Raw genomic sequence first — 20,029 nt, 5'->3', positions numbered from 1 at the left:
GACCCCTTGAAGACGACGAGGTTGATAGGTTCGGGGTGGAAGCACAGCAATGTGTGGAGCTGACGAATACTAATCGGTCGAGGGCTTATCCTAAAGGATACCCCACAAAGTGAAGCAAATGCTTCGGAGTTACTTCCGAGTACTTTGCGGGGGCCCCATAAATGAACTTAAGGAATTCAAACTTTCGCATCCAGTTTTCAAGGCGCAAACCTTGAATAAGCCTAGAGCTTACGTTTGGTGGCGATGGCGGAGGGGAACCACGCGTTCCCATACCGAACACGACCGTTAAGCCCTCCAGCGCCGATGGTACTTGGACCGCAGGGTCCTGGGAGAGTAGGACGTCGCCAAGCAATGAAAGAGCCTGCCGCATTTCGCGGCAGGTTTTTTTGTGTTATTTCGGTGTTTTATTGATGGTAGTAAGAGGCCTCGTTTTTTTGGAGGCGGAGAATGCCGTCTTTGCGCTGCTTGCTGAAGGCAAGAGATAAGAGCATACGAGGGACGATAAGCCATAAATGCCAGAAGAGGATGCTGATCAATAGGGATGGCTGAATCCATGGATACAGAACCGCTACCGCGCATAGACCAACCCAGAAGAGATGACGGTGTACGCGGCGGTATAGGGCAAGACGGATATCGTTGGCAGGTTTGAAGCCAAACCATGGCGGTGTAATTCCCCAAACCCAGCGGCGGTCAACGGCATCGTCTACGCGTATAAAGGCAAGCAGCAGGATAACAAGATGAATGACTTGCACGATAGCGAATCCAAGAAGCCAACTGAACAGGCCATCCATGCGGTACATCAGCAGCTGGAAAGCCAGCAGGATGACAGCACTGAGAATATGGCTTTGGACAAGCTCGGGACGGATTACTTTCTTTTTGATTAACTTGTATTGGTATATGGTGGCTGCTTGCTGGTCCACTAAAGATTGACGCATATTTGTACTTCCCTTCTTTATTACTCAGGTAGTATATCGGCAGTTTTGGATTCACCAATTAGGCGGATGCTGCATACGATATAGAAATATTTGAAATGGGCTATGAAACAAGTATAAACCGCTAGAATATATGCCATAATAATAGCTATATAGGATGACAGAAAGGCGGGATAGGTATGTCGGAAGAACGCGCGCTTCATTGCATTATATGCGGGGAGCATAAAGCAGAGGGTGAAGGAATCCGCATTGTGTCCGAGTTTATATGCGAAGCATGTGAATCCGAGATGGTTCGTACGGATGTGAAGGATGCCAAATACCCTTTCTTTATTCATCAAATGAAACAGATTTTTATCGAGAAAAACGCCTGAGCGGAATCCCTTTAATAGGATGCCGCTCTTTTTTTGTGCCTAAATCCGTTACAATAGACGAATAATAGATAGAAGGGAAGCTTTTAGACCATGAATCGAATGCAGGCCCCTTTGTTTGAGGCATTGGTACGCCATTATGAGACGGATCCGGTTGGTTTTCACGTACCCGGGCACGGATATGGACATATATATGAGCAGGAACAATTCCATGCGATGAATTGGCTGTCTGGGATAATGAAGCTGGACGTGACGGAGCTGTCTTCCACGGATGATCTGCATCATCCGGAAGCATCCATAGCCGAAGCGCAAAAGCTCGCCGCGCAATGCTTTGGGGCGGATGAGACTTTTTTTCTTATAGGAGGAAGCACCTCCGGAAATCTGGCAATGATCCTCGGTGTATGCGAGCCCGGCGATCTCTTGATTGTTCAGCGGAATGTTCATAAGTCGGTTATTAACGGATTAAAGCTGGCAGGGGCAAGAACGGTTTTTGTCACACCTAGAATGGATGAGGAAACAGGGCTGTCAACAACTCCTTCGTTGGAAGCCATTGAAGAGGCGCTCAAGCTGTATCCCGAAGCTAAAGGGGTCATGCTGACCAATCCAAATTATTACGGCATGACTACGAATCTGACAAGCTATGCGGAACTTGTACACCGCTATAATAGCCTGCTGCTCGTAGATGAAGCGCATGGCGCGCATTACGGATTACATCCTTTATTCCCGGAGACGGCAATTCAGGCCGGCGCGGATGCCGTCGTGCAGTCTACCCATAAGACGTTGTCCGCCCTAACGATGGGGGCAATGCTGCATCTGAAGGGAGACCGGATTCCAAGGGACCCGATAAAGGAAGCGTTAGCCGCGATTCAAAGCTCAAGCCCTTCCTTTCCGATTATGGCTTCCCTAGATGTTGCACGAGTTATGGTAGACCGGTATGGGGCTGCATGGTTTGAACCGGGAGTTGCTTCCGTACAGGCATTCCGGGCCTGGATAGCCCAAGAGAACGGGGCTTTGAAGGTACTACCGGCTGATCAAGGGTCAGCGGCTTACGATAGCTTGGATCCGCTAAGAGTTGTTTTATGGGATCGTACAGGGACCGTTACAGGCTTTGAACTGCAGAAGCTGCTGGAGGAGCAGGGCTGCTGGGCGGAGATGGCGGATATGAAGCATGTCGTGCTGGTGTGGGGAAGCCGGACAGGGGAGGCATCGAGGTTAGAGCTTCAGGCTGCTTGCAAACAGATCGAACAAATTATCGATGCCAGTCCTTGTAAGGACGGAAAAGTTTCTACGGGCTATTATCCGGTTATTGGATCACCTAATCAATTGCAGCCGATAGAATGGAGCCGGAAAAAGAGGAAGCATCAAAGATTGCCTTTAGTAGAATCGGAAGGCTATGAGGTCGCGGAGATGGTTATACCTTATCCTCCGGGGATACCTATTCTATACCCGGGGGAAGTGTTGACCAATGAAATGATTGGGTACATCTCGTCACTAGCCGGGACTGGCGCCAAGTTTCAGGGAGCCGTCGACAGCAGGATGCTGACAATTGCCGTATATTCGCGATAATTAGGCGAAAATAAGTAGGACAAGGGTATTCGCTTTGTTAGAACTTTGTTAAAATATATACTATACCCAACTATAGTGGTGGGTAGTAACAGTTAGGAGCCATACGAAGTTGAATAAGGGAATCTTTATTACGATAGAAGGCGGCGAAGGCGCCGGCAAAACAACACTGATTGAGCAGCTCGCGCATACGATGCAGCAGCGGGGCAAGACAGTCGTTACGACCCGCGAGCCAGGCGGCATCCCGATTGCGGAGCAGATCCGTTCGGTCATCCTGGACCGTAACCATACGGGAATGGATGCGCGTACGGAAGCCTTGCTGTATGCGGCATCAAGACGCCAGCATTTAGTCGAGAAGGTAATGCCGGCGCTTGCGGACGGTCAGATCGTCATCTGCGACCGTTTCGTGGACAGCAGCCTCGCTTATCAGGGCCATGCCAGAGGACTTGGCATGGAGGAGGTATGGTCAATCAACCGTTTTGCGGTGGATGGAGCAATGCCTCAGCTTACGATTTACATGGATATTGATCCGGAAGTGGGATTAGCCCGGATCAGGTCCGCAGGCGAACGCGAAGTCAACCGCTTGGACCTGGAGTCGCTTGCTTTTCACCAGCTTGTGCGGGAAGGCTACCGGAAGCTGCTGGAGCAGTTTCCGGAGCGAATGGTGCGGGTTGATGCGGGAAAAGCCGCAAATGCTGTACTGGAAGAAGTTATTTTGACGATTGACCGCAGATTTAAAGGGTTTTTCGCAGCCGATGTGCAATAAACAACGTAGGAATGACTTCGTGCCTGTTCTATTAACCTAACCAAATGGGAGGAATGAGGATGAAATTAGTCATTGCGATTGTACAAGATAAGGACAGCAACCGTTTGTCGAATGCTCTTGTGAAGGATGGCTTCCGCGCAACCAAGCTTGCAAGTACAGGAGGATTCCTTCGAGCAGGCAATACAACGTTTATGATTGGCATAGAAGACGAACGCGTTCATGAGGTTCTGCAGGTCATCAGCTCGAACTGCAAGGTGAGAGATCAATTGGTTACGCCTGTTTCTCCAATTGGCGGCTCGACCGATTCGTATATTCCTTTCCCTGTAGAAGTGCAAGTTGGGGGAGCGGCAGTCTTTGTCGTACCTGTTGAGCGTTTCGAACATTTCTGATTGGACGTGAATAGCGATGAAAATCGATCAAAGCTGGCGTCCGCTTGGCCAAAACCGAGCAGGCGGGGACACGGCGACGAAGCCGGCTCCTGCCAGAAGCTTCTCGGATGCCTTGGTACAGCAGGATGCTTTGCGGACGCAGGAGCAGCTGCAGCAGAAGCTTACGGAAATTCATAATCAAGGCGAGCGTCTGGCCAGAACGATGACGGTTCGTGAGCTGAAGATGTACCGGCAGATGGTGAAGCGGTTTCTGGAGGATACCGTCAAACGCGGGATCGGACTGAAGGAGCTGCGCGGCTTTGATCGAAGAGGCCGGACCAAGCGATACAAGCTGCTGGATGAGATTGATTCGGCGCTTGTATCCATGGCGGAGGAGCTGCTGGAGTCGGAACAAGGCAGAATCGAGCTGCTTGGCCGGATCGGTGAAATTCGCGGACTTCTTATTAATTTATTGTTTTAGAAAGAAAGGGTAAGCAGCAATGAGCATGGAACAAGTAGCCGGCCAATGGAAAGCAAAACGAATCTTAAAGCATGCGTTGCAGAGCGGAAAAGTATCGCATGCTTATTTGTTCTACGGCCCTTCCGGCACAGGGAGAAAGGCTATGGCCAGAGCTTTCGCCAAGGCCCTCTTCTGCACCTCTGGCGGGGATGACGCCTGCGATCATTGCTTGGAATGCCGGAAATTCGAGAATGGGAATCAGCCGGATCTGCTCACTATTACGCCGGATGGGCAATCCATCAAGATCGATCAAATACGCGAGCTCCAGCGCGAGCTTGCTTACCGGGGAAGCGGAACTTCGCGGAAGGTATATATTGTCGAGCGTGCGGAGACAATGACCCTTCAGGCAGCTAACAGTCTGCTTAAATTTCTAGAGGAGCCGCTTTCCCCCATTGTTGCCATATTAATTACGGATAATGGACAAGCCGTGCTTCCGACCATTCGTTCAAGAGCGCAGTGGGTGCCATTCCTGCCGTTCTCGTCAAACGAAATGCTGCAGTCTCTGGTCGATGAAGGAGCGCCGCCGACTCTGGCCCGCGCAGCCGTTCAACTGAGCTCCGGACTGGAAGGCGCTAGAGAGATTATCCAACAGAATCAGTTTGCAGAAATCAGAAACGTAGTGATACAATTAGGGAAGGAGAGTCTGACCCGATTCACCGCGGGAATGCTCACCGCCCAGCAGCAATTTTTCAAAACGGACCTTGCGGGTGAAGCGCAGCTCATGCTGTCGTTACTTGTATTATGGTTCAAAGACATGATTCAATTTCAGGCCGGAAGGCAGGAAAGCATTGTTTATATAGATCAGTTGGACTGGATTAGCAAGCATGCGTTTAACCGCCCGATCGAGAACTGGATTTCTTGTATCGAGCATACGCTTGAAGCGGGTAAGAAGATACGTTCCAACGTATCTCCGCAGCTTGCTGTCGAGCAACTATTGGTAAACCTACAGGAGGGCTAAATCCTTGTATAACGTTGTCGGTGTCCGCTTTAAGAAGGCGGGCAAGATTTATTACTTTGATCCAGCCCTGCACCCCGTGGACAAGGACCAGCATGTGATTGTCGAAACGGCCAGGGGGATCGAATATGGTAAAGTCGTGGTCGGACAGAAAGAAGTCGGTGAAGAAGACGTTGTCCTTCCGCTGAAGAAAGTGATCCGGATTGCCAGCGAGGTAGATGCGAAGGTCGTGGAGGAGAACCGCGCTGCCGCGAAGAACGCATTTGCCACCTGTTTGGACAAGATAAGAGATCATCAGCTCAAGATGAAGCTGGTTGATGTGGAATTCACGTTCGACCGGAACAAAATCATTTTCTATTTTACGGCTGAAGGAAGGGTCGACTTCCGGGAATTGGTAAAAGACTTGGCTAGTGTGTTTCGTACGCGCATTGAGCTTAGGCAAATCGGCGTACGCGACGAAGCGAAGATGCTGGGGGGCATCGGGCCATGCGGGCGTGTATTATGCTGCTCCTCTTGGCTCGGGGATTTCGAACCGGTATCGATCAAGATGGCCAAGGATCAGAACTTATCGCTCAATCCTACGAAGATTTCGGGATTATGCGGCCGTCTTATGTGCTGCTTGAAATATGAGCATGACAATTACGAAAGCGTGCGGGAGGAGCTTCCTTCCGTTGGCAAAATCGTCGTCACGTCTTATGGCGAAGGCAAAGTAACGGGCATCAACGCTTCCACGAAGTCTGTGTACGTGCAGTTGTTCGATGTGTCGGGTAAACCGAAGGAGCTGCCGCTCGACGATGTGGTTGTGAAGGAAAATTGAACGACTACGTTTGAAAGCTCTGGGGTGAAAGCTTGGAGAACAAAGAAATCTTTAATCAAATGGACGAATTAGAAAGCCGGATGGGCGATTTCCACGTCCATCTTGGCGTTCTGAAGCAGCGGGTCAAAGAACTGCTGGAGGAAAATCAGCAGCTGAGCATGGAAAATGAACGGCTGCGCAAAATATTGAAACGCGAGACGTCGCCGAAGCCAAGAACAGCTGTAAGCCGCCAGGTAGGACAAGCCGTCCAGCCTGCCCGCCGGGAGGTTGCAGTACATGCGGAGGAAGATACGGTTCACGATACATCGCAGCAAGCCGGTCTCGTCGGTGAGGCGCATGATAATTTGGCTAGGCTGTACCACGAAGGATTCCACATTTGCAACGTGTATTACGGGCATTTGAGGACAGAAGGAGATTGCCTGTTCTGCTTATCCTTCCTCAATAAATAATAGAACATTGTATGTATACCGTCCTCGTCTATGTAGGGCGGTATCTTTATGTCAGGGGAGTTAGGTCAAAGGTGCGGGATGTAAAACTGGAACCAAATGAACGAATTGATGATTTGATGACGGAGACGGGCCTCCGTATCATCCAAAGCCGGGAAGTATTCAGCTTCTCTCTGGATGCGGTGCTGCTATCGAAGTTCGCAACGATTCCAAAGAGAGGACGGATTCTTGATCTATGCACAGGAAACGGGGTAATCCCGATGCTGCTGACGACAAGGACCGATGCGAAGATCGACGCGGTTGAGATCCAACCAAGATTGGCCGATATGGCAAGGCGCAGCGTGACAATGAATAATCTGTCTGAGCAGGTTTCCATCATAGAGGCGGATCTGAAAATATACATGAAAGAAGCGGGCAATGGTATTTATGACGCCGTAACGGTCAATCCTCCATACATGGCGGTAAAAGCGGGCGACTCGAACGAGAATGATCATTACGCCATCGCGCGCCATGAAATTCATTGCACGTTAGATGATGTCGTTCATGCCTGTGCAAGGCTTGTCCGTTCGGGAGGAAAGGTGGCTATGGTTCATCGTCCTTCGCGGTTTATCGATATTATGGAGACGATGCGGAAATACCGGCTTGAGCCAAAGCGCGTGCAATTCATCCATCCGAATGCGCAAGGAGAGGCCAATATGGTATTAATAGAAGCGATACGCGACGGCAAGCCGGAGCTTAGGCTGCTGCCGCCGGTCTTCGTATACGAATAAGCCATTTACGGATAGGAGGGAGCAAGGATATGATACAAATTCAAAAAAGCTTTAAAGATCAAGCGGATAGCGATTACGGTATCTTATATTTGGTCGGCACTCCAATCGGCAATCTGGAGGATATGACCTACCGGGCAATCCGGACGTTAAAGGAAGTGCAGCTTATCGCGGCTGAGGATACAAGACAGACCCGAAAGCTTCTGACTCATTTCGAAATCTCTACGAGATTGGTTAGCTACCATGAGCATAATAAGCAGGCTAGCGGAAGCGAGCTCATCCGTTTATTAATAGAAGGGCAGTCTATTGCGCTTGTCAGCGATGCAGGCTTGCCTGCCGTCAGCGATCCAGGGGCCGACCTTGTTAAGGATGCCGTAGAAGCGGGTATTAAGGTAGTGCCGATACCGGGAGCAAATGCGGCTTTATCGGCTCTGATCATATCGGGTCTTCCGACCGATCGGTTCATGTTCACGGGATTCCCTCCGCGAGATAAAAAGCCGCTTGCCGAATGGCTGGCCCGTCTTGCCCGCCAAGAAGGGACGCTTATGACGTATGAATCTCCCCATCGCCTGAAGAAGACGCTGGAAGCCATGCTGGAGCACTGGGGCGACCGGAGGATTGCAATGGTTAGAGAGCTTACGAAGCGCCATGAAGAAGCCGCACGCGGCAGCATATCCGAATGTCTAGCTTTTCTTGAAGAGAACCCTCCCCTGGGCGAATACTGCCTCATAATTGAGGGGGCAGCTGCAGGAGCGGGAGACGCGTCAGATAACGGAGAGAATTGGTGGACGCTGCTTGAGCTTGAAGAGCATGTGGCCCACTACGAGAACGAAGGAATCGACCGCAAGGAGGCTATTAAAAAAACGGCTCAGGACAGAGGCCTGCCGAAGAGGGAAGTGTATAACGCAGTCAATCGATAGATTACTGCGTTATTTGGGCAAAAAAAGACCTTCCTGGCCGGGTTCTAGCACAGGAAGGCATCAAGGAGTATAAAAAGGTTAGAATTAACAAGTTGGTGTATTTCTATTATAACCTATATTTCTTATTTTGTCACAGGAGAAGGCATTTCAGATAAACAAATATGGCAAACAATTTTGCCTTTGAAGTAAGATACGTTTTCTGCATTGCCGCAGAAGATACATGCAGGCTCGTATTTCTTAAGCATGATACGCTCGCCGTCTACATAGATCTCCAGAGCATCTTTCTCGCCAATACCAAGCGTACGACGCAATTCGATTGGAATAACAACACGACCCAATTCGTCGACTTTACGTACAATACCAGTAGATTTCATCATGATTTTGTTTCTCCTCTCAGGAAATAACATTTCGTCACTATTCGACATAGTTTTTCTTTTTATGGCTACTATAATACCAACGATTCCCATAATAGTCAACCGAGAATGTCTCTGATAGACCTTATCAGACCTATATTTATGGGAATTTGACTCTATAGCAAGGTCATATTAATCTTACTATAGAATACAACAGCTTCGACAATTTGGAAACTATATTACGACACTATTCGACATTCTATCAGAGTTTTGTGTCGAAACCATGAACAAAGGAGTTGAAAGGGCGAATGAATCAGCAGCTGACCGAAGAGAAGGTTTTTAAGGATCCGGTACACAAATATATTTACGTGCAGGATCAGACGGTGTGGGATTTGATCAATACGAAGGAGTTTCAGAGGCTTAGACGAATTCGCCAGCTTGGAACCTCTTATTTGACGTTTCATGGCGCAGAACACAGCCGATTCTCCCACTCCCTTGGGGTTTATGAAATAACGAGGAAAATCATCTCGCAATTCGAGCGTAACGAATATCCGGGCTGGCCGATGGAGGAAAGACTTCTGGCGCTCTGCGCAGCGCTCCTGCACGACGTTGGCCACGGGCCTTTTTCCCATTCGCTGGAGCAGGTATTTGACACCCATCATGAGCAGTGGACCTGTGCAATCCTGCTGGAGGATACGGAAGTGAACCGCGTGCTGCGCCGCGTCTCGGAGGATTTCCCGGAGAAGGTAGCCTCGGTAATCAGCAAAACGTACCCAAACCCCATTGTAGTAAGCCTGATCTCCAGCCAGATGGATGCGGACCGAATGGATTATCTGCTTCGGGACGCTTATTTTACGGGGGTCAACTACGGTAACTTCGACCTGGAGCGAATTTTGCGCGTCCTTCGTCCTGTTCAGGGCAAGATTGTCGTGAAAGAGAGCGGGATGCACGCCATTGAGCATTATTTGATGTCCCGTTACCAGATGTATTGGCAAATTTATTTCCATCCGGTTACCCGAAGCTCGGAGATTATCCTAAGACAGATTACGCGCCGCGCCAAGGAGCTGTACGACAATGGTTACGCATTCTCCTGGATGCCGGGACCAATCAATAAGCTGCTGGACGGCAGCATTACGGTAACGGATTACTTGAAGCTGGACGAGGCCTACATGCAGACCATCTTCTCGTTATGGACCGAAGAGGAGGATGCTCTGCTGGCGGGATTATGCGACCGTTTCCTTAATCGCCAGTTATACAAATACATTACGCTGGATGATCCGGGGGACTCTTTATTGGAACAAGCAGCCCGGGAGTTCATCGCAATCGGCCTTAATCCGGACTACCATATGGAAATCGATTTTCCTTTTGACCAGCCCTACGACATTTATCGCCCGGATGCGAAAAAAGGCGGGAAAGAGGAAAAAGCGCCGATTCTGCTGCTGAGCGACGAGAACAGCTTAAGCGAAATATCGGTAAAATCCGACATTGTCCGTTCCATCAGCGGCCTGCATCAAGGCCAGTATCATATCTATTATCCGATTGAACCGCTTCTTGCCGCAGCTGACCGGCTAAGCCCGGGCGTTCGGCAATTGTTTAAAATTTAACTCTTTATATAGAAGGAGCTTGCAGCTAAGATGATATCTTTATTCGACACGCATACCCACCTGGACTCCCCGCAATTCGACAGCGACCGTGAAGAAGTTATCGAAAGAGCGCGCGCTTCCGGTGTCGATTTAATGATCAATATCGGCTTCAACCGGGAGACAATTCCAACGACGATGGAGCTCGCGGAAAAATACGATTTTATTTACGCAGCGGTAGGCTGGCATCCGGTAGACAGCGTTTTTATGGAGCCGGGGGACCTGGAGTGGATTGAGCAGCTTTGTTCCCATCCGAAGGTTGTAGCCATAGGAGAAATCGGTCTTGATTACCACTGGGATACCTCTCCGAAGGAGGTGCAGCACCGGGTATTTCGGGAGCAAATCCGCCTTGCCCGGAAGCTGGGTAAGCCGATTGTCATTCATAACCGGGATGCGCATGAGGACATTGTCCGTATTCTGAGGGAAGAGAAGGCGTCTGAAGTCGGAGGAGTCATGCACTGCTATTCGGGCAGCTGGGAAACGGCCAAAATGTGCCTCGATATGAACTTTTATATATCGTTTGGCGGACCGGTCACGTTCAAGAATGCAAGGGTGCCAAAAGAGGTGCTTGCGAAGGTTCCGCTTGATCGTCTTCTCATCGAAACGGACTCCCCGTATCTGTCTCCTCATCCATTTAGAGGGAAGAGAAACGAGAGCTCTTATGTGTCTTTAGTCGCAGAGGCCGCAGCGGACATAACAGGAAAATCCAAGGAGGAAATCGCTGTTATTACAAGCGCAAACGGTAAAAAATGTTTTGGTATTGTTTAAAAACGGTCTAAAACCGCTGAAATAAAGACTATTGCGGCGATAAAACTCTTTTTACTTGTTGGAATCGCCCCTATTTGCCTTCAGAATCCTAAAATTTCGTTAAAATCGTCTTTTAACGCATCTTTACAATTCTGTGGTCAGGAATGTATGATTTTTCTCAGAGCTTTAACTTTTGTATTGGATTTCCAGTTTGCGCTTAATCTCCGAAAGCCGGAGAGCGGGGGAACCAACGCCAGCGGATGCATCGTTAAGACGTCATGAAGCATCTGCCGCGTATGAATTCTTCAGGGGTGAATTTTGCGGCGATTGCCATGAGCATTCGTTCCGTGGATAGGGCAGCTCTCTCGTCCGAACCCGTCAGCTAACCTCGTAAGCGATTATAGAGAGCGATCAACCTCGTGTATTCACCTTTTCCTGAATGTTTGATTACCCAGGAAGCCACGATCAGATCCTCTGTCGAAGGCTTCTTTTTATTTTCGATTTCGCTATTCGGAAATAGTCTTTACAGGGTAAATCTTGGAGGTGGGAGGCCGTAACACTGGAGCGTGCTTGTCACGCCAATATACTCAATAGTCGCGTCAATAGTATCATGCGTAACAGATTGGCGGCGGGGCTATGAAGGAGGACCGATAGAAGTGGGCATGATCCAGGCTAAGGAGACCCATGGGAAGCGATCATCCAGCATGACTTTCGCAATGCGATGGAAGCATGAAAATTTGCGTTTAATTGTTCTGAGTGCAATTATCTCAATCGCTATGACTTTCATGTTTTTGGTGTTGTTGTACGGATCGGCTGATAAGAGCGTATCCGTAGTGGTGAATGGACAAGAAACTGTCGTAAAGACAAAACAATGGGTCCTGCAACGCCTACTGGATGAACAAGCTATAACGGTTGGACCTTATGACGAGGTATCACACCCTCTGAATGCGTCCATCAAAGACGGAGACCGCATCGAAATCAAGTACGCGGTTCCGGTTACCGTAAAAGCAGATGGCAAAACATCGACGGTGTACACGACAGAGAAAACAGTACAGGCGGCGATCGGGAAATTAAATATTCCTGTCCGCGATCAAGATAAAGTTATCCCGTCTCTCGATACTCAGATTTCGAAGGCAATGACGGTTACCGTTACCCGCGTCGATACGAAAGTAGCAGAGACCGAACGGACTTTGCCGTTCTCGATCGTGAAGAAACAAGATCCAACCCTTGAGCAAGGGAAGGAGAAGCTGGTGCAAACCGGTAAAAACGGCGTCGTAATCGAGCGCGTGGAGAAGAAGTACGAGAACGGAGTTCTTGTCTCCTCCAAGCTGGTCGACAAGGTCGTTCAGAAGCATACGGTCAGTCAGGTCGTAGCGGTAGGCTCGAAGAAGGACGTACATACGCTCTCGGCCGCGAGCACAGCCTCGTATACAAAGAGCGGCGTAACGTTTAAGCCGAAGAAGATTCTCAAGAATGTAACCTTAACCGCCTATTCGGCAGGTGTAGCTTCCACGGGCAAGGATGAGAGTCATCCGGGCTACGGCATTACGGCTTCCGGCGCAAAGGTGAAGGAAGGCCGTACCATTGCGGTGGATCCCGATGTTATTCCAATCGGCTGGTGGGTGTACATCGAAGGAATTGGCTTCCGCAGAGCGGAAGACACGGGCAGTGCCATCAATGGCAACAAGATCGACGTTTACTTTGACAGCACAAGCTATGCCAATAAGTTCGGCCGGAAAAAAGGATATACCGTATACGTGCTTGGTCCGACCAAGCCATCCGCAAGCTAATGGCTTACCGCTATCGTATTTCATTGTTAAATATGCCATTATAAGAAGAGGCGCTGCCTCTTCTTTTTGTGTGCATGGAGATGCTAAGCAGGCTGCATATTATTGACGGTGAAAGAAGAGCGGAAGTTGCTGCTTTTTAGAAAGGAATGTTCGCTTGTGATTAAGGAAATTATTGTGGTGGAAGGCAAAGACGATACGGTTGCCGTGAAGAGAGCCGTTGAAGCGGATACGATCGAAACCAACGGTTCTGCGGTCGGCGAGGAAGTGCTGCGCCGGATCGAGCTGGCGATGGAACGCAGAGGCGTTATAATATTTACGGATCCTGATCATGCGGGCGAGAGAATACGCAAAATTGTGGCGCGGCGGGTGCCGGGCTGCAAGCATGCTTTTCTGCCGCAGGAGAAGGCGATGTACAAAGGCGATATCGGAATTGAGAACGCAAGCCCCGAGGCGATTCGCCAGGCGCTCTCCGAGCTTCGGACGGAAATGGCGGCCGGAGAAGGGAATATTACCTGGGAGGACTTGATGGAAGCGGGTCTTATCGTTCATCCGGACGCGGCAAACCGCCGGCTTCAAATGGGCAAGCTGCTGGGGATCGGGTATGCGAACGGCAAGCAGTTTTTCAAAAGGTGTACAAGCTTCCGTATTTCCCGCGAAGAATTCGCGGAGGCTCTGCGCACGATGGAACAGGGATAGGAGATAGGAGTGAACGGCATGAGCGGAAACGATATAAAGGCGATTGAAGTGGCAACGCCGAAGCGCACGAAGGAAATTATCGCGAAGTATGGCTTTCAGTTTAAGAAAAGCTTGGGCCAGAACTTCCTGATTGATCAAAATATTTTGCACAAGATCGTAAGCGCGGCCGGACTCGACAAGACGAAGGGCGCGCTTGAGATCGGTCCGGGCATCGGGGCGCTTACGCAGCATTTGGCTGCCGCCGCGGGCACGGTAACGGCTATCGAGATCGATAACCGGCTTATTCCGATTCTAGGCGACATTCTGGCGGGCGAGGAGCACGTGAAGGTCGTGCACGGCGACGTGCTTAAGCTGGATCTGAAAAAGCTGTTCGAGGAGCGTTTCGCGGATGTGAGCGGCGTAAGCGTAGTGGCGAACCTGCCGTATTACGTGACGACTCCGATCCTGATGAAGCTGCTGGAAGAGCGTCTGCCGCTCGAAAACATCGTCGTCATGATCCAGAAGGAAGTCGCGGAGCGGATGGCGGCAAAGCCGGGCGGCAAGGAGTATGGCAGCCTGAGCGTAGCCGTGCAGTATTATTGCGAGCCGCAGCTTGTCTGCATCGTGCCGCATACGGTGTTCATCCCGCAGCCGAATGTCGACTCGGCTGTCATCAAGCTGGCGGTGCGCGAGAAGCCGCCGGTAGAGGTTGAGGACGAGGCGCATTTCTTCCGCATCGTTCAGGCGAGCTTCGCCCAGCGCCGCAAGACGCTGGCGAACAATCTGACGGCGTTCGTGGGCAAGGAACGCCGCGAGGAAATGACGCAGCTGCTTGTCAGCTGCGAGATAGACCCTGGCCGTCGAGGGGAGACCTTGTCCCTCGACGAGTTCGCCCGCATCAGCCGCGCCTTTCTGGCGGCGGGCTGGCGGGGTTAGCTCGGCCTGCTGCGGCGGCCGAGCCTGGTTTGAGCCGGCGGCGAGCGGTTAGCGCCGCCGACTTTGTTGTAGGCGCGCCCGCCGCCGGAGTGGCGGGCGGAGAGGGCCACGGCACGGCTGCGAAGCGCCGTGCGGTCCTCGGCGCTTACAGCGGCTTTCCAGGCCCGAGCAACCCTCTAATCGGTTCAGACCACCCGAAAAGCATTCCGTCGTCTACCTGATGCCTTGTAACACGGGATTTTCCTTTTACTGTCCATTAAAACCGCTAAACGCACTAAACGCACCCTCTAACGCACCTTGTACATGATTCACTCCACCATTACCCGGGCAATACATATATAGTCATTCTCCGCATGCAACTCTGTCTTAGGCAGGCGCAACTACGCTATTACGCTGCTTGGAGCAGCCATGGGTCACGCTTATAAGCACACGAGCCCGCCAGCTCAGCGGGCGTAGTCATGCGGTCAGGCAACGCCGCTGCCCGCCCGCCATAACGCCGCGCCTGGCGCAGTAGCGCGGCAGCCTCGGCCTCCCACAAGGAATGTGGGGAGGCAATTGGGAGGCGCAGGCTACCCGCAAGAGGGTAAGGGGTAACTCCGATAAGGAGCGGAGCGTCCGCCTTTGCCGATACATTGCCACCCATGTGGCATAAGTTCAAAGCAATGTACAGGCAACAGCGGCCGTTGGGAGTTACCCCGTCCCTCAAATGCGGCAGCCGGAGCCACCCGTGGCCTTTCCCCAACCATTCGTCCACACCCATCCGCACAATTTTCTCCGCACATTCCGCCCCCTCCACCCATACGATAGACGAAGAGGTGATTTACCCATGAAGCAAGGGGACCTGGTCGTCCGCAATTCCTATGGCGGTGACGTGCTGTTCCGAGTTGAAGAGATGCGATCCGATCAAGCGCTGTTGAAAGGCACGGATTACCGTTTGCTTGCGGATGCGCCAATTCCCGACTTGTCGGTCGTCCGCGATCCGGAATCGACAAGCGCGCGGCAGCAAGTGAAAATTAAAGTAAACGACTCTCTTAGACGGATGCGGCAGGAGAAGGCGCATCTTACCGTTTTATCCAGCCACGATCGGGCTACTTTGCAGCAGCAAAGTCAGTCTTATTTTGAATTGCCGGGCAAGGTGCTTCATCTGGACGGAGACGGCAATTACTTGCGCAAAAGCATGCAGCTGTACCAAACGATGAAGGTACCCGCGCATGGCGTGCATGCTCACGAATCGCAAATGGCCCAGTTGCTTTACCGTTTGCTGCCGCAGGTAAAGCCGGATATTGTCGTGATTACCGGTCATGACGGAGTCCTCAAGAACCGCGAGGGTGAAGATCTGTACAGCTTGAGCAGCTACAAGAATTCGCAGCATTTCGTAAATGCTGTGCGCGTTGCGCGTCAATACGAAAAGAATATGGATGGGCTTGTTGTGGTGGCCGGCGCATGCCAATCGCATTTCGAAGCGCTGCTGCAATCGGGTTCGAACTTCGCTAGCTCCCCGGGAAGAATATTGATCCATGCGCTGGATCCTGTTTATATTGCAATTAAAGCAAGCTATACCTCCGTCAGGGAATCCATCAACCTCTCGGACGTGATTCACGGGACCATCAGCGGGATTGACGGGGTAGGGGGAATTGAGACGATGGGACGGCACAGGATGGGACTGCCGAAGCCCAAAAAAGTGACTCACTCCACGGCGAGTATGAAGATAACGTCTTAATATGTACATTTTTTACGTGAATATGCATCAAATTCGATAAAATGGGCGAAAAAACCGTTGACAAGAAAATAACAACGCTGATATAATATTTTGCTTCATTTGACAAACCTCCTCTTTCTGGTTATAATGGACAAGGAAAGAGGTGGTAGTGGACAATGGCAAAAAACGCGCTATTGGAAATTAAACGCAATTTGGAAGCCCACGTAGGCTCCAAAATCCGTCTTCGAGCTAACGGTGGCCGGCGAAAGACCATCGAACGCACCGGCACGTTAGAAGAAATCTACCCTTCTGTTTTCATTGTCAAACTGGACCAGGAGTCTCACGCGTTTAAGCGCGTTTCCTACAGTTATGCGGATATACTGACAGAGTCTGTTGAAGTGACCGTATGCAATGATGAAGGTCAAGTCCGAATCACCCATATTCAACAATAGATGCATGCAGCAGCTTAAACGCGAATCAACCGGATTCGCGTTTTTTTTCGCCATTTTTCATATCGAGGGCTTTCAAACGATCTTTCTGAATAAGCGACTGCCGGCGCGGCACATACTATACCGCAATCACATACCTTTCTAAGGACAGGAGGTGCACGGAACATGGGCCGCAGAAGAAGTGTCATGTCCGAGCAACTGAAATACGAACTGGCGAAGGACCTGGGTTTCATCAACAAGGTAGAAACAGAAGGCTGGGGCGGTATTAGCACCAAGGACGCCGGGAATATGGTGAAACGGGCCATCCAGTTGGCGGAGCAAGCCGCAGCCAGAAATCATGGACAGCAATAAACAGGAAATTTAGACGTTAGAAAGCTAAGAGAGCAAGGCGGTTAAAGCCGGCATTGACCTCTTAGCTTTTCTTGTGCCCGTTTGTTATAATGTTGCTTAGCTAACAACGAACGGGAGAGCTTGCCATGAAAATTTACGAAAAGGCTCCGGCAAAAATCAACCTGCTGCTCGATGTCCTGCGAAAGCGGGAGGATGGATTCCACGAAGTCGAGATGATCATGACGATGGTCGATCTGGCTGACCGTCTTGAGCTGGAGGAGCTGCCGAGGGATACGATTATTATATCGAGCCAGGCTGGATACATACCGCTTGACGAGAAGAACCTGGCCTTTCAGGCTGCGCGTTTGATTAAAGAGCGTTACGACGTCCGCAAAGGCGTATATATACATTTGGATAAAAAGATACCGGTAGCCGCGGGGCTCGCCGGAGGCAGCAGCGACGCAGCCGCCGCTCTGCGCGGGCTGAACCGTCTGTGGCAGCTCAATATCTCGGAGGACGAGCTGTGCCGCCTTGGGGCGGAGCTTGGTTCCGACGTCCCGTTCTGCGTAACGGGCGGTACAGCGATAGCGACCGGACGAGGAGAGAAGCTGGAGCGGATCGGCAATCCGCCCCAGTGCTGGGTCGTTTTGGCCAAGCCTCCGATTAACGTATCGACGGCCGACGTATACGGCAAGCTGCGCGCCAATGAGCTGAAGAACCATCCTTCAACGAGGGATATGGTATCGGCCATCGAACGCGGCTCGTTCTCGGATATTTGCGCCGGGCTAGGCAATGTGCTCGAGAATGTGACTTTGGATTTATATCCGGAAGTGCTGCAGCTGAAAGAAAGCATGCAAAAGCTAGGTGCCGATGGCGTCCTCATGTCGGGCAGCGGACCAACCGTTTTTGGTCTAGTCTCGAAGGAAGCCAAGCTTCCACGTATCTATAATGGACTTCGCGGGTTCTGCAAAGAGGTCTACGTGGTAAGAATGCTGACATAATGCTGACGTTTTTCTTGATTAAATCCGTATAAAAATGTTATATTGACTTTATATTATTCGGATTTAGTGGGGGGAATGGCTTTGAAAAAATTGAAGCGAAGTGCAAGACTGGTAGAGATGACGCAATATTTGCTGAGTCGTCCCCACACGTTAATTTCGCTCACAGCATTTGCTGATCGCTATCAGTCTGCAAAGTCTTCCATCAGCGAAGATTTGGCCATTATAAAAGAGGTCTTCGAAGAAGAAGGCTTCGGTGAATTAAATACGCTTGCCGGTGCTGCAGGGGGCGTGAAATACACGCCTAAGATGCATACCTCCACAGCTTTATCGATTATGGACAACATTTGCCGCCAACTGGAACAGCCTGAGAGGGTACTTCCGGGCGGTTATTTGTATATGACCGATATGCTGGGACAACCGGAGCTGCTGGCCGATGTTGGACGAATGTTTGCGACAGCTTTTGCTGACCGAAATATTGACGTGATTATGACGGTTGAGACCAAAGGGATTCCTCTTGCCTACGCAACGGCGGCTTGCCTCAACCTGCCGGTTGTGATTGTAAGGCGAGATAATAAAGTGACGGAAGGCTCGGCGGTAAGCATCAACTACGTTTCCGGCTCCAATAAGCGGATCCAGACGATGTCCCTTGCCAGACGCGCCCTCAAGGAGCAGTCCCGGGTCCTTATTATTGACGATTTCATGAAGGCCGGCGGTACGATTCAGGGGATGATGGATTTGCTTTACGAATTCAAAGCGACCGTTGCGGGCGTCGGCGTATTCGTAGAATCGGGCGAGGTGGAGCATGAAGAGCGCCTGCTCGAGGATTACGTATCGCTTGCGACGTTGACGGCCGTTGATCTGAAGACCAAGCAGACAAAGGTTATTCCGGGCAACTATTTCAAGGTATAAGACGGAAAGGTTGGGAATTCGCAATGACAGACAAGAAGCTGCAAGTAATCGCCACAGATAAAGCACCGGCTGCGATCGGGCCGTATTCGCAGGCTATTAGAGTAGGTGACCTGCTGTTCACATCCGGTCAAATTCCATTGGATGCTTCGGGCCAACTGGTTGAAGGCGGAATTGAGGAACAGACGCATCAGGTTTTCCGTAATTTACAGGCAGTATTAGAAGAAGCAGGAGTAACATTAAATAATGTTGTAAAAGCAACAGTATTTATGAAAGATATGAATCAATTTGCAACGGTTAACGGTATCTATTCTTCCTACTTCGGCGACCACAAGCCAGCACGCTCCGCGGTAGAAGTGGCGCGGCTTCCGAAGGATGTTCTTGTCGAAATCGAGCTCATTGCATCGACTGTTGTCGAATAGAAACGAAAAAAAATTATCTGTAAAAAAATATTTTAAATATCGCATATTTTTCCAAAAAAATAGAAGGAATTTGCACAAAAATGTGGAAGTATACACCAAGTCTCAGATAGGCAAAGGTGGTGAACACAAATGCAAATTACTGATGTCAGACTCCGCCGTGTAAATTCGGAAGGGCGTATGAAAGCTATTGCTTCCATCACGATTGACAATGAATTCGTCGTTCACGATATTCGCGTCATCGATGGTAACAACGGCATGTTTGTGGCTATGCCTAGCAAACGTACGCCGGATGGAGAATTCCGGGATATCGCTCACCCAATCTCTTCGACGACCCGGGAGAAAATCCAAGCTGCTGTACTCGCTGAATACGAGCGTGCGGCAGTGGAAGAAGTGGCAATTGAAGAAGGAGCTTAAGCCTATCCTTTAAGTAACGGAATTGCGTCCTTTTGCCGGGACGGCGCGTGCCGTTCCGGCAAAGGGATAATAGAAAAGAGGGCCGCGAGGCTCTCTTTTCTTTTTGTGTATAATGGGATATAGTCTTTAACAAGGTGAACCGATGACGCCCAACCATGCGGCGTAACGCGGGTTGCATGCGTAAGTTATTCATAGGATATCAAAACTTATAAATATCAATTATTCAAATCAGGTCGTGTAGGAGG

Annotated in this window: 26 protein-coding genes, 2 rRNA genes and 1 riboswitch; of the genes, 25 read left to right on the top strand and 3 right to left on the bottom strand. The window is 50.5% G+C overall.

The genetic code is table 11. The annotated features are described in order from the left end of the window. Positions 1-93 (top strand): 23S ribosomal RNA (locus FHT67_RS28100); the annotation flags it as partial. 140 nt (positions 94-233) lie between these two features. Then, positions 234-350 (top strand): 5S ribosomal RNA (gene rrf, locus FHT67_RS28095). Positions 351-404: 54 nt separating this feature from the next. On the opposite strand, the gene FHT67_RS28090 is transcribed toward rrf, so the two are convergent. Continuing rightward, on the bottom strand, positions 405-935 hold the full coding sequence (locus tag FHT67_RS28090) for a transposase (protein ID WP_132313002.1): 531 nt from the start codon (positions 933-935) through the stop codon (positions 405-407). 176 nt (positions 936-1,111) lie between these two features. Between FHT67_RS28090 and FHT67_RS28085 the strand changes: the two genes are divergently transcribed. From FHT67_RS28085 to rsmI, 10 genes are all read left to right on the top strand, one after another. Continuing rightward, positions 1,112-1,303: a sigma factor G inhibitor Gin gene (locus FHT67_RS28085; RefSeq protein ID WP_132313000.1), complete on the top strand. Its 192-nt coding sequence runs from the start codon at positions 1,112-1,114 to the stop codon at positions 1,301-1,303. Positions 1,304-1,393: 90 nt separating this feature from the next. After that, positions 1,394-2,866, top strand: coding sequence for an aminotransferase class I/II-fold pyridoxal phosphate-dependent enzyme (locus FHT67_RS28080; RefSeq protein ID WP_167202026.1), 1,473 nt, complete (start codon positions 1,394-1,396; stop codon positions 2,864-2,866). Positions 2,867-2,975: 109 nt separating this feature from the next. Next, on the top strand, positions 2,976-3,629 hold the full coding sequence (tmk, locus tag FHT67_RS28075) for a dTMP kinase (protein WP_132312996.1): 654 nt from the start codon (positions 2,976-2,978) through the stop codon (positions 3,627-3,629). A 59-nt stretch (positions 3,630-3,688) separates the two neighbouring features. Further along, complete coding sequence (locus FHT67_RS28070; protein WP_012772016.1) at positions 3,689-4,018, top strand: cyclic-di-AMP receptor; 330 nt, start codon at positions 3,689-3,691, stop codon at positions 4,016-4,018. Between the two features lie 16 nt (positions 4,019-4,034). Continuing rightward, on the top strand, positions 4,035-4,478 hold the full coding sequence (locus tag FHT67_RS28065) for a YaaR family protein (protein WP_132312994.1): 444 nt from the start codon (positions 4,035-4,037) through the stop codon (positions 4,476-4,478). A 19-nt stretch (positions 4,479-4,497) separates the two neighbouring features. Then, positions 4,498-5,475: a DNA polymerase III subunit delta' gene (holB, locus tag FHT67_RS28060; RefSeq protein WP_132312992.1), complete on the top strand. Its 978-nt coding sequence runs from the start codon at positions 4,498-4,500 to the stop codon at positions 5,473-5,475. 4 nt (positions 5,476-5,479) lie between these two features. Next, positions 5,480-6,289, top strand: coding sequence for a PSP1 domain-containing protein (locus FHT67_RS28055; protein WP_132312991.1), 810 nt, complete (start codon positions 5,480-5,482; stop codon positions 6,287-6,289). Positions 6,290-6,348: 59 nt separating this feature from the next. Next, positions 6,349-6,738 (top strand): initiation-control protein YabA, encoded by a 390-nt coding sequence (locus FHT67_RS28050; protein WP_481856739.1) that lies wholly within the window; start codon positions 6,349-6,351, stop codon positions 6,736-6,738. A 116-nt stretch (positions 6,739-6,854) separates the two neighbouring features. After that, the gene (locus FHT67_RS28045) at positions 6,855-7,505 is read left to right on the top strand and encodes a tRNA1(Val) (adenine(37)-N6)-methyltransferase (RefSeq protein WP_243711825.1); all 651 of its coding nucleotides are present in this window, start codon (positions 6,855-6,857) and stop codon (positions 7,503-7,505) included. Between the two features lie 29 nt (positions 7,506-7,534). Then, positions 7,535-8,422, top strand: coding sequence for a 16S rRNA (cytidine(1402)-2'-O)-methyltransferase (gene rsmI / locus FHT67_RS28040; RefSeq protein ID WP_207918204.1), 888 nt, complete (start codon positions 7,535-7,537; stop codon positions 8,420-8,422). A 122-nt stretch (positions 8,423-8,544) separates the two neighbouring features. Here the strand turns inward: rsmI and FHT67_RS28035 are convergent, their stop codons facing one another. Continuing rightward, positions 8,545-8,799: an AbrB/MazE/SpoVT family DNA-binding domain-containing protein gene (locus FHT67_RS28035; RefSeq protein ID WP_012772023.1), complete on the bottom strand. Its 255-nt coding sequence runs from the start codon at positions 8,797-8,799 to the stop codon at positions 8,545-8,547. A 284-nt stretch (positions 8,800-9,083) separates the two neighbouring features. Here FHT67_RS28035 and FHT67_RS28030 point away from each other — a divergent pair, with 284 nt between their 5' ends. From FHT67_RS28030 to FHT67_RS28005, 6 genes are all read left to right on the top strand, one after another. Then, positions 9,084-10,379, top strand: coding sequence for an HD domain-containing protein (locus FHT67_RS28030; RefSeq protein WP_167202023.1), 1,296 nt, complete (start codon positions 9,084-9,086; stop codon positions 10,377-10,379). Between the two features lie 30 nt (positions 10,380-10,409). Then, a complete protein-coding gene (locus FHT67_RS28025; RefSeq protein ID WP_132312983.1) occupies positions 10,410-11,183 on the top strand; it encodes a TatD family hydrolase in 774 nt (257 codons plus the stop codon). A 183-nt stretch (positions 11,184-11,366) separates the two neighbouring features. After that, positions 11,367-11,575, top strand: a riboswitch (cyclic di-AMP (ydaO/yuaA leader). 243 nt (positions 11,576-11,818) lie between these two features. Further along, complete coding sequence (locus tag FHT67_RS28020) at positions 11,819-12,952, top strand: 3D domain-containing protein (RefSeq protein WP_207918203.1); 1,134 nt, start codon at positions 11,819-11,821, stop codon at positions 12,950-12,952. 156 nt (positions 12,953-13,108) lie between these two features. Beyond that, positions 13,109-13,648 carry a ribonuclease M5 gene (rnmV, locus tag FHT67_RS28015; protein WP_132312981.1) on the top strand — a complete coding sequence of 180 codons (540 nt, stop codon included), beginning with the start codon at positions 13,109-13,111 and terminating at the stop codon, positions 13,646-13,648. 18 nt (positions 13,649-13,666) lie between these two features. Continuing rightward, positions 13,667-14,563, top strand: a complete 897-nt coding sequence (gene rsmA, locus FHT67_RS28010) for a 16S rRNA (adenine(1518)-N(6)/adenine(1519)-N(6))-dimethyltransferase RsmA (protein ID WP_132312979.1) — start codon at positions 13,667-13,669, stop codon at positions 14,561-14,563. Between the two features lie 29 nt (positions 14,564-14,592). Next, positions 14,593-14,784, top strand: a complete 192-nt coding sequence (locus tag FHT67_RS28005; protein WP_167202022.1) for a hypothetical protein — start codon at positions 14,593-14,595, stop codon at positions 14,782-14,784. 167 nt (positions 14,785-14,951) lie between these two features. Here the strand turns inward: FHT67_RS28005 and FHT67_RS28000 are convergent, their stop codons facing one another. Then, a complete protein-coding gene (locus FHT67_RS28000; RefSeq protein ID WP_208403648.1) occupies positions 14,952-15,317 on the bottom strand; it encodes a hypothetical protein in 366 nt (121 codons plus the stop codon). A gap of 72 nt (positions 15,318-15,389) precedes the next feature. Here FHT67_RS28000 and yabG point away from each other — a divergent pair, with 72 nt between their 5' ends. From yabG to spoVG, 7 genes are all read left to right on the top strand, one after another. Further along, positions 15,390-16,283: a sporulation peptidase YabG gene (yabG, locus tag FHT67_RS27995; protein ID WP_132312977.1), complete on the top strand. Its 894-nt coding sequence runs from the start codon at positions 15,390-15,392 to the stop codon at positions 16,281-16,283. 155 nt (positions 16,284-16,438) lie between these two features. Further along, complete coding sequence (gene veg / locus FHT67_RS27990) at positions 16,439-16,714, top strand: biofilm formation stimulator Veg (protein WP_012772031.1); 276 nt, start codon at positions 16,439-16,441, stop codon at positions 16,712-16,714. A 162-nt stretch (positions 16,715-16,876) separates the two neighbouring features. Further along, positions 16,877-17,062: a small, acid-soluble spore protein, alpha/beta type gene (locus tag FHT67_RS27985; RefSeq protein WP_132312975.1), complete on the top strand. Its 186-nt coding sequence runs from the start codon at positions 16,877-16,879 to the stop codon at positions 17,060-17,062. 125 nt (positions 17,063-17,187) lie between these two features. Beyond that, positions 17,188-18,042, top strand: a complete 855-nt coding sequence (ispE, locus tag FHT67_RS27980; RefSeq protein WP_167202020.1) for a 4-(cytidine 5'-diphospho)-2-C-methyl-D-erythritol kinase — start codon at positions 17,188-17,190, stop codon at positions 18,040-18,042. Between the two features lie 81 nt (positions 18,043-18,123). Beyond that, positions 18,124-18,951: a pur operon repressor gene (gene purR / locus FHT67_RS27975; protein WP_132312971.1), complete on the top strand. Its 828-nt coding sequence runs from the start codon at positions 18,124-18,126 to the stop codon at positions 18,949-18,951. A gap of 23 nt (positions 18,952-18,974) precedes the next feature. Continuing rightward, complete coding sequence (locus FHT67_RS27970) at positions 18,975-19,370, top strand: RidA family protein (RefSeq protein WP_132312969.1); 396 nt, start codon at positions 18,975-18,977, stop codon at positions 19,368-19,370. Positions 19,371-19,499: 129 nt separating this feature from the next. Continuing rightward, the gene (gene spoVG / locus FHT67_RS27965) at positions 19,500-19,784 is read left to right on the top strand and encodes a septation regulator SpoVG (RefSeq protein ID WP_012772036.1); all 285 of its coding nucleotides are present in this window, start codon (positions 19,500-19,502) and stop codon (positions 19,782-19,784) included. The last annotated feature ends 245 nt before the right edge of the window (positions 19,785-20,029 follow it).

The sequence above is a fragment of the Paenibacillus sp. BK720 genome, assembly GCF_011761545.1.
GTDB lineage: Bacteria > Bacillota > Bacilli > Paenibacillales > Paenibacillaceae > Pristimantibacillus.
This window is presented reverse-complemented; position numbering and strand designations above follow the sequence as displayed.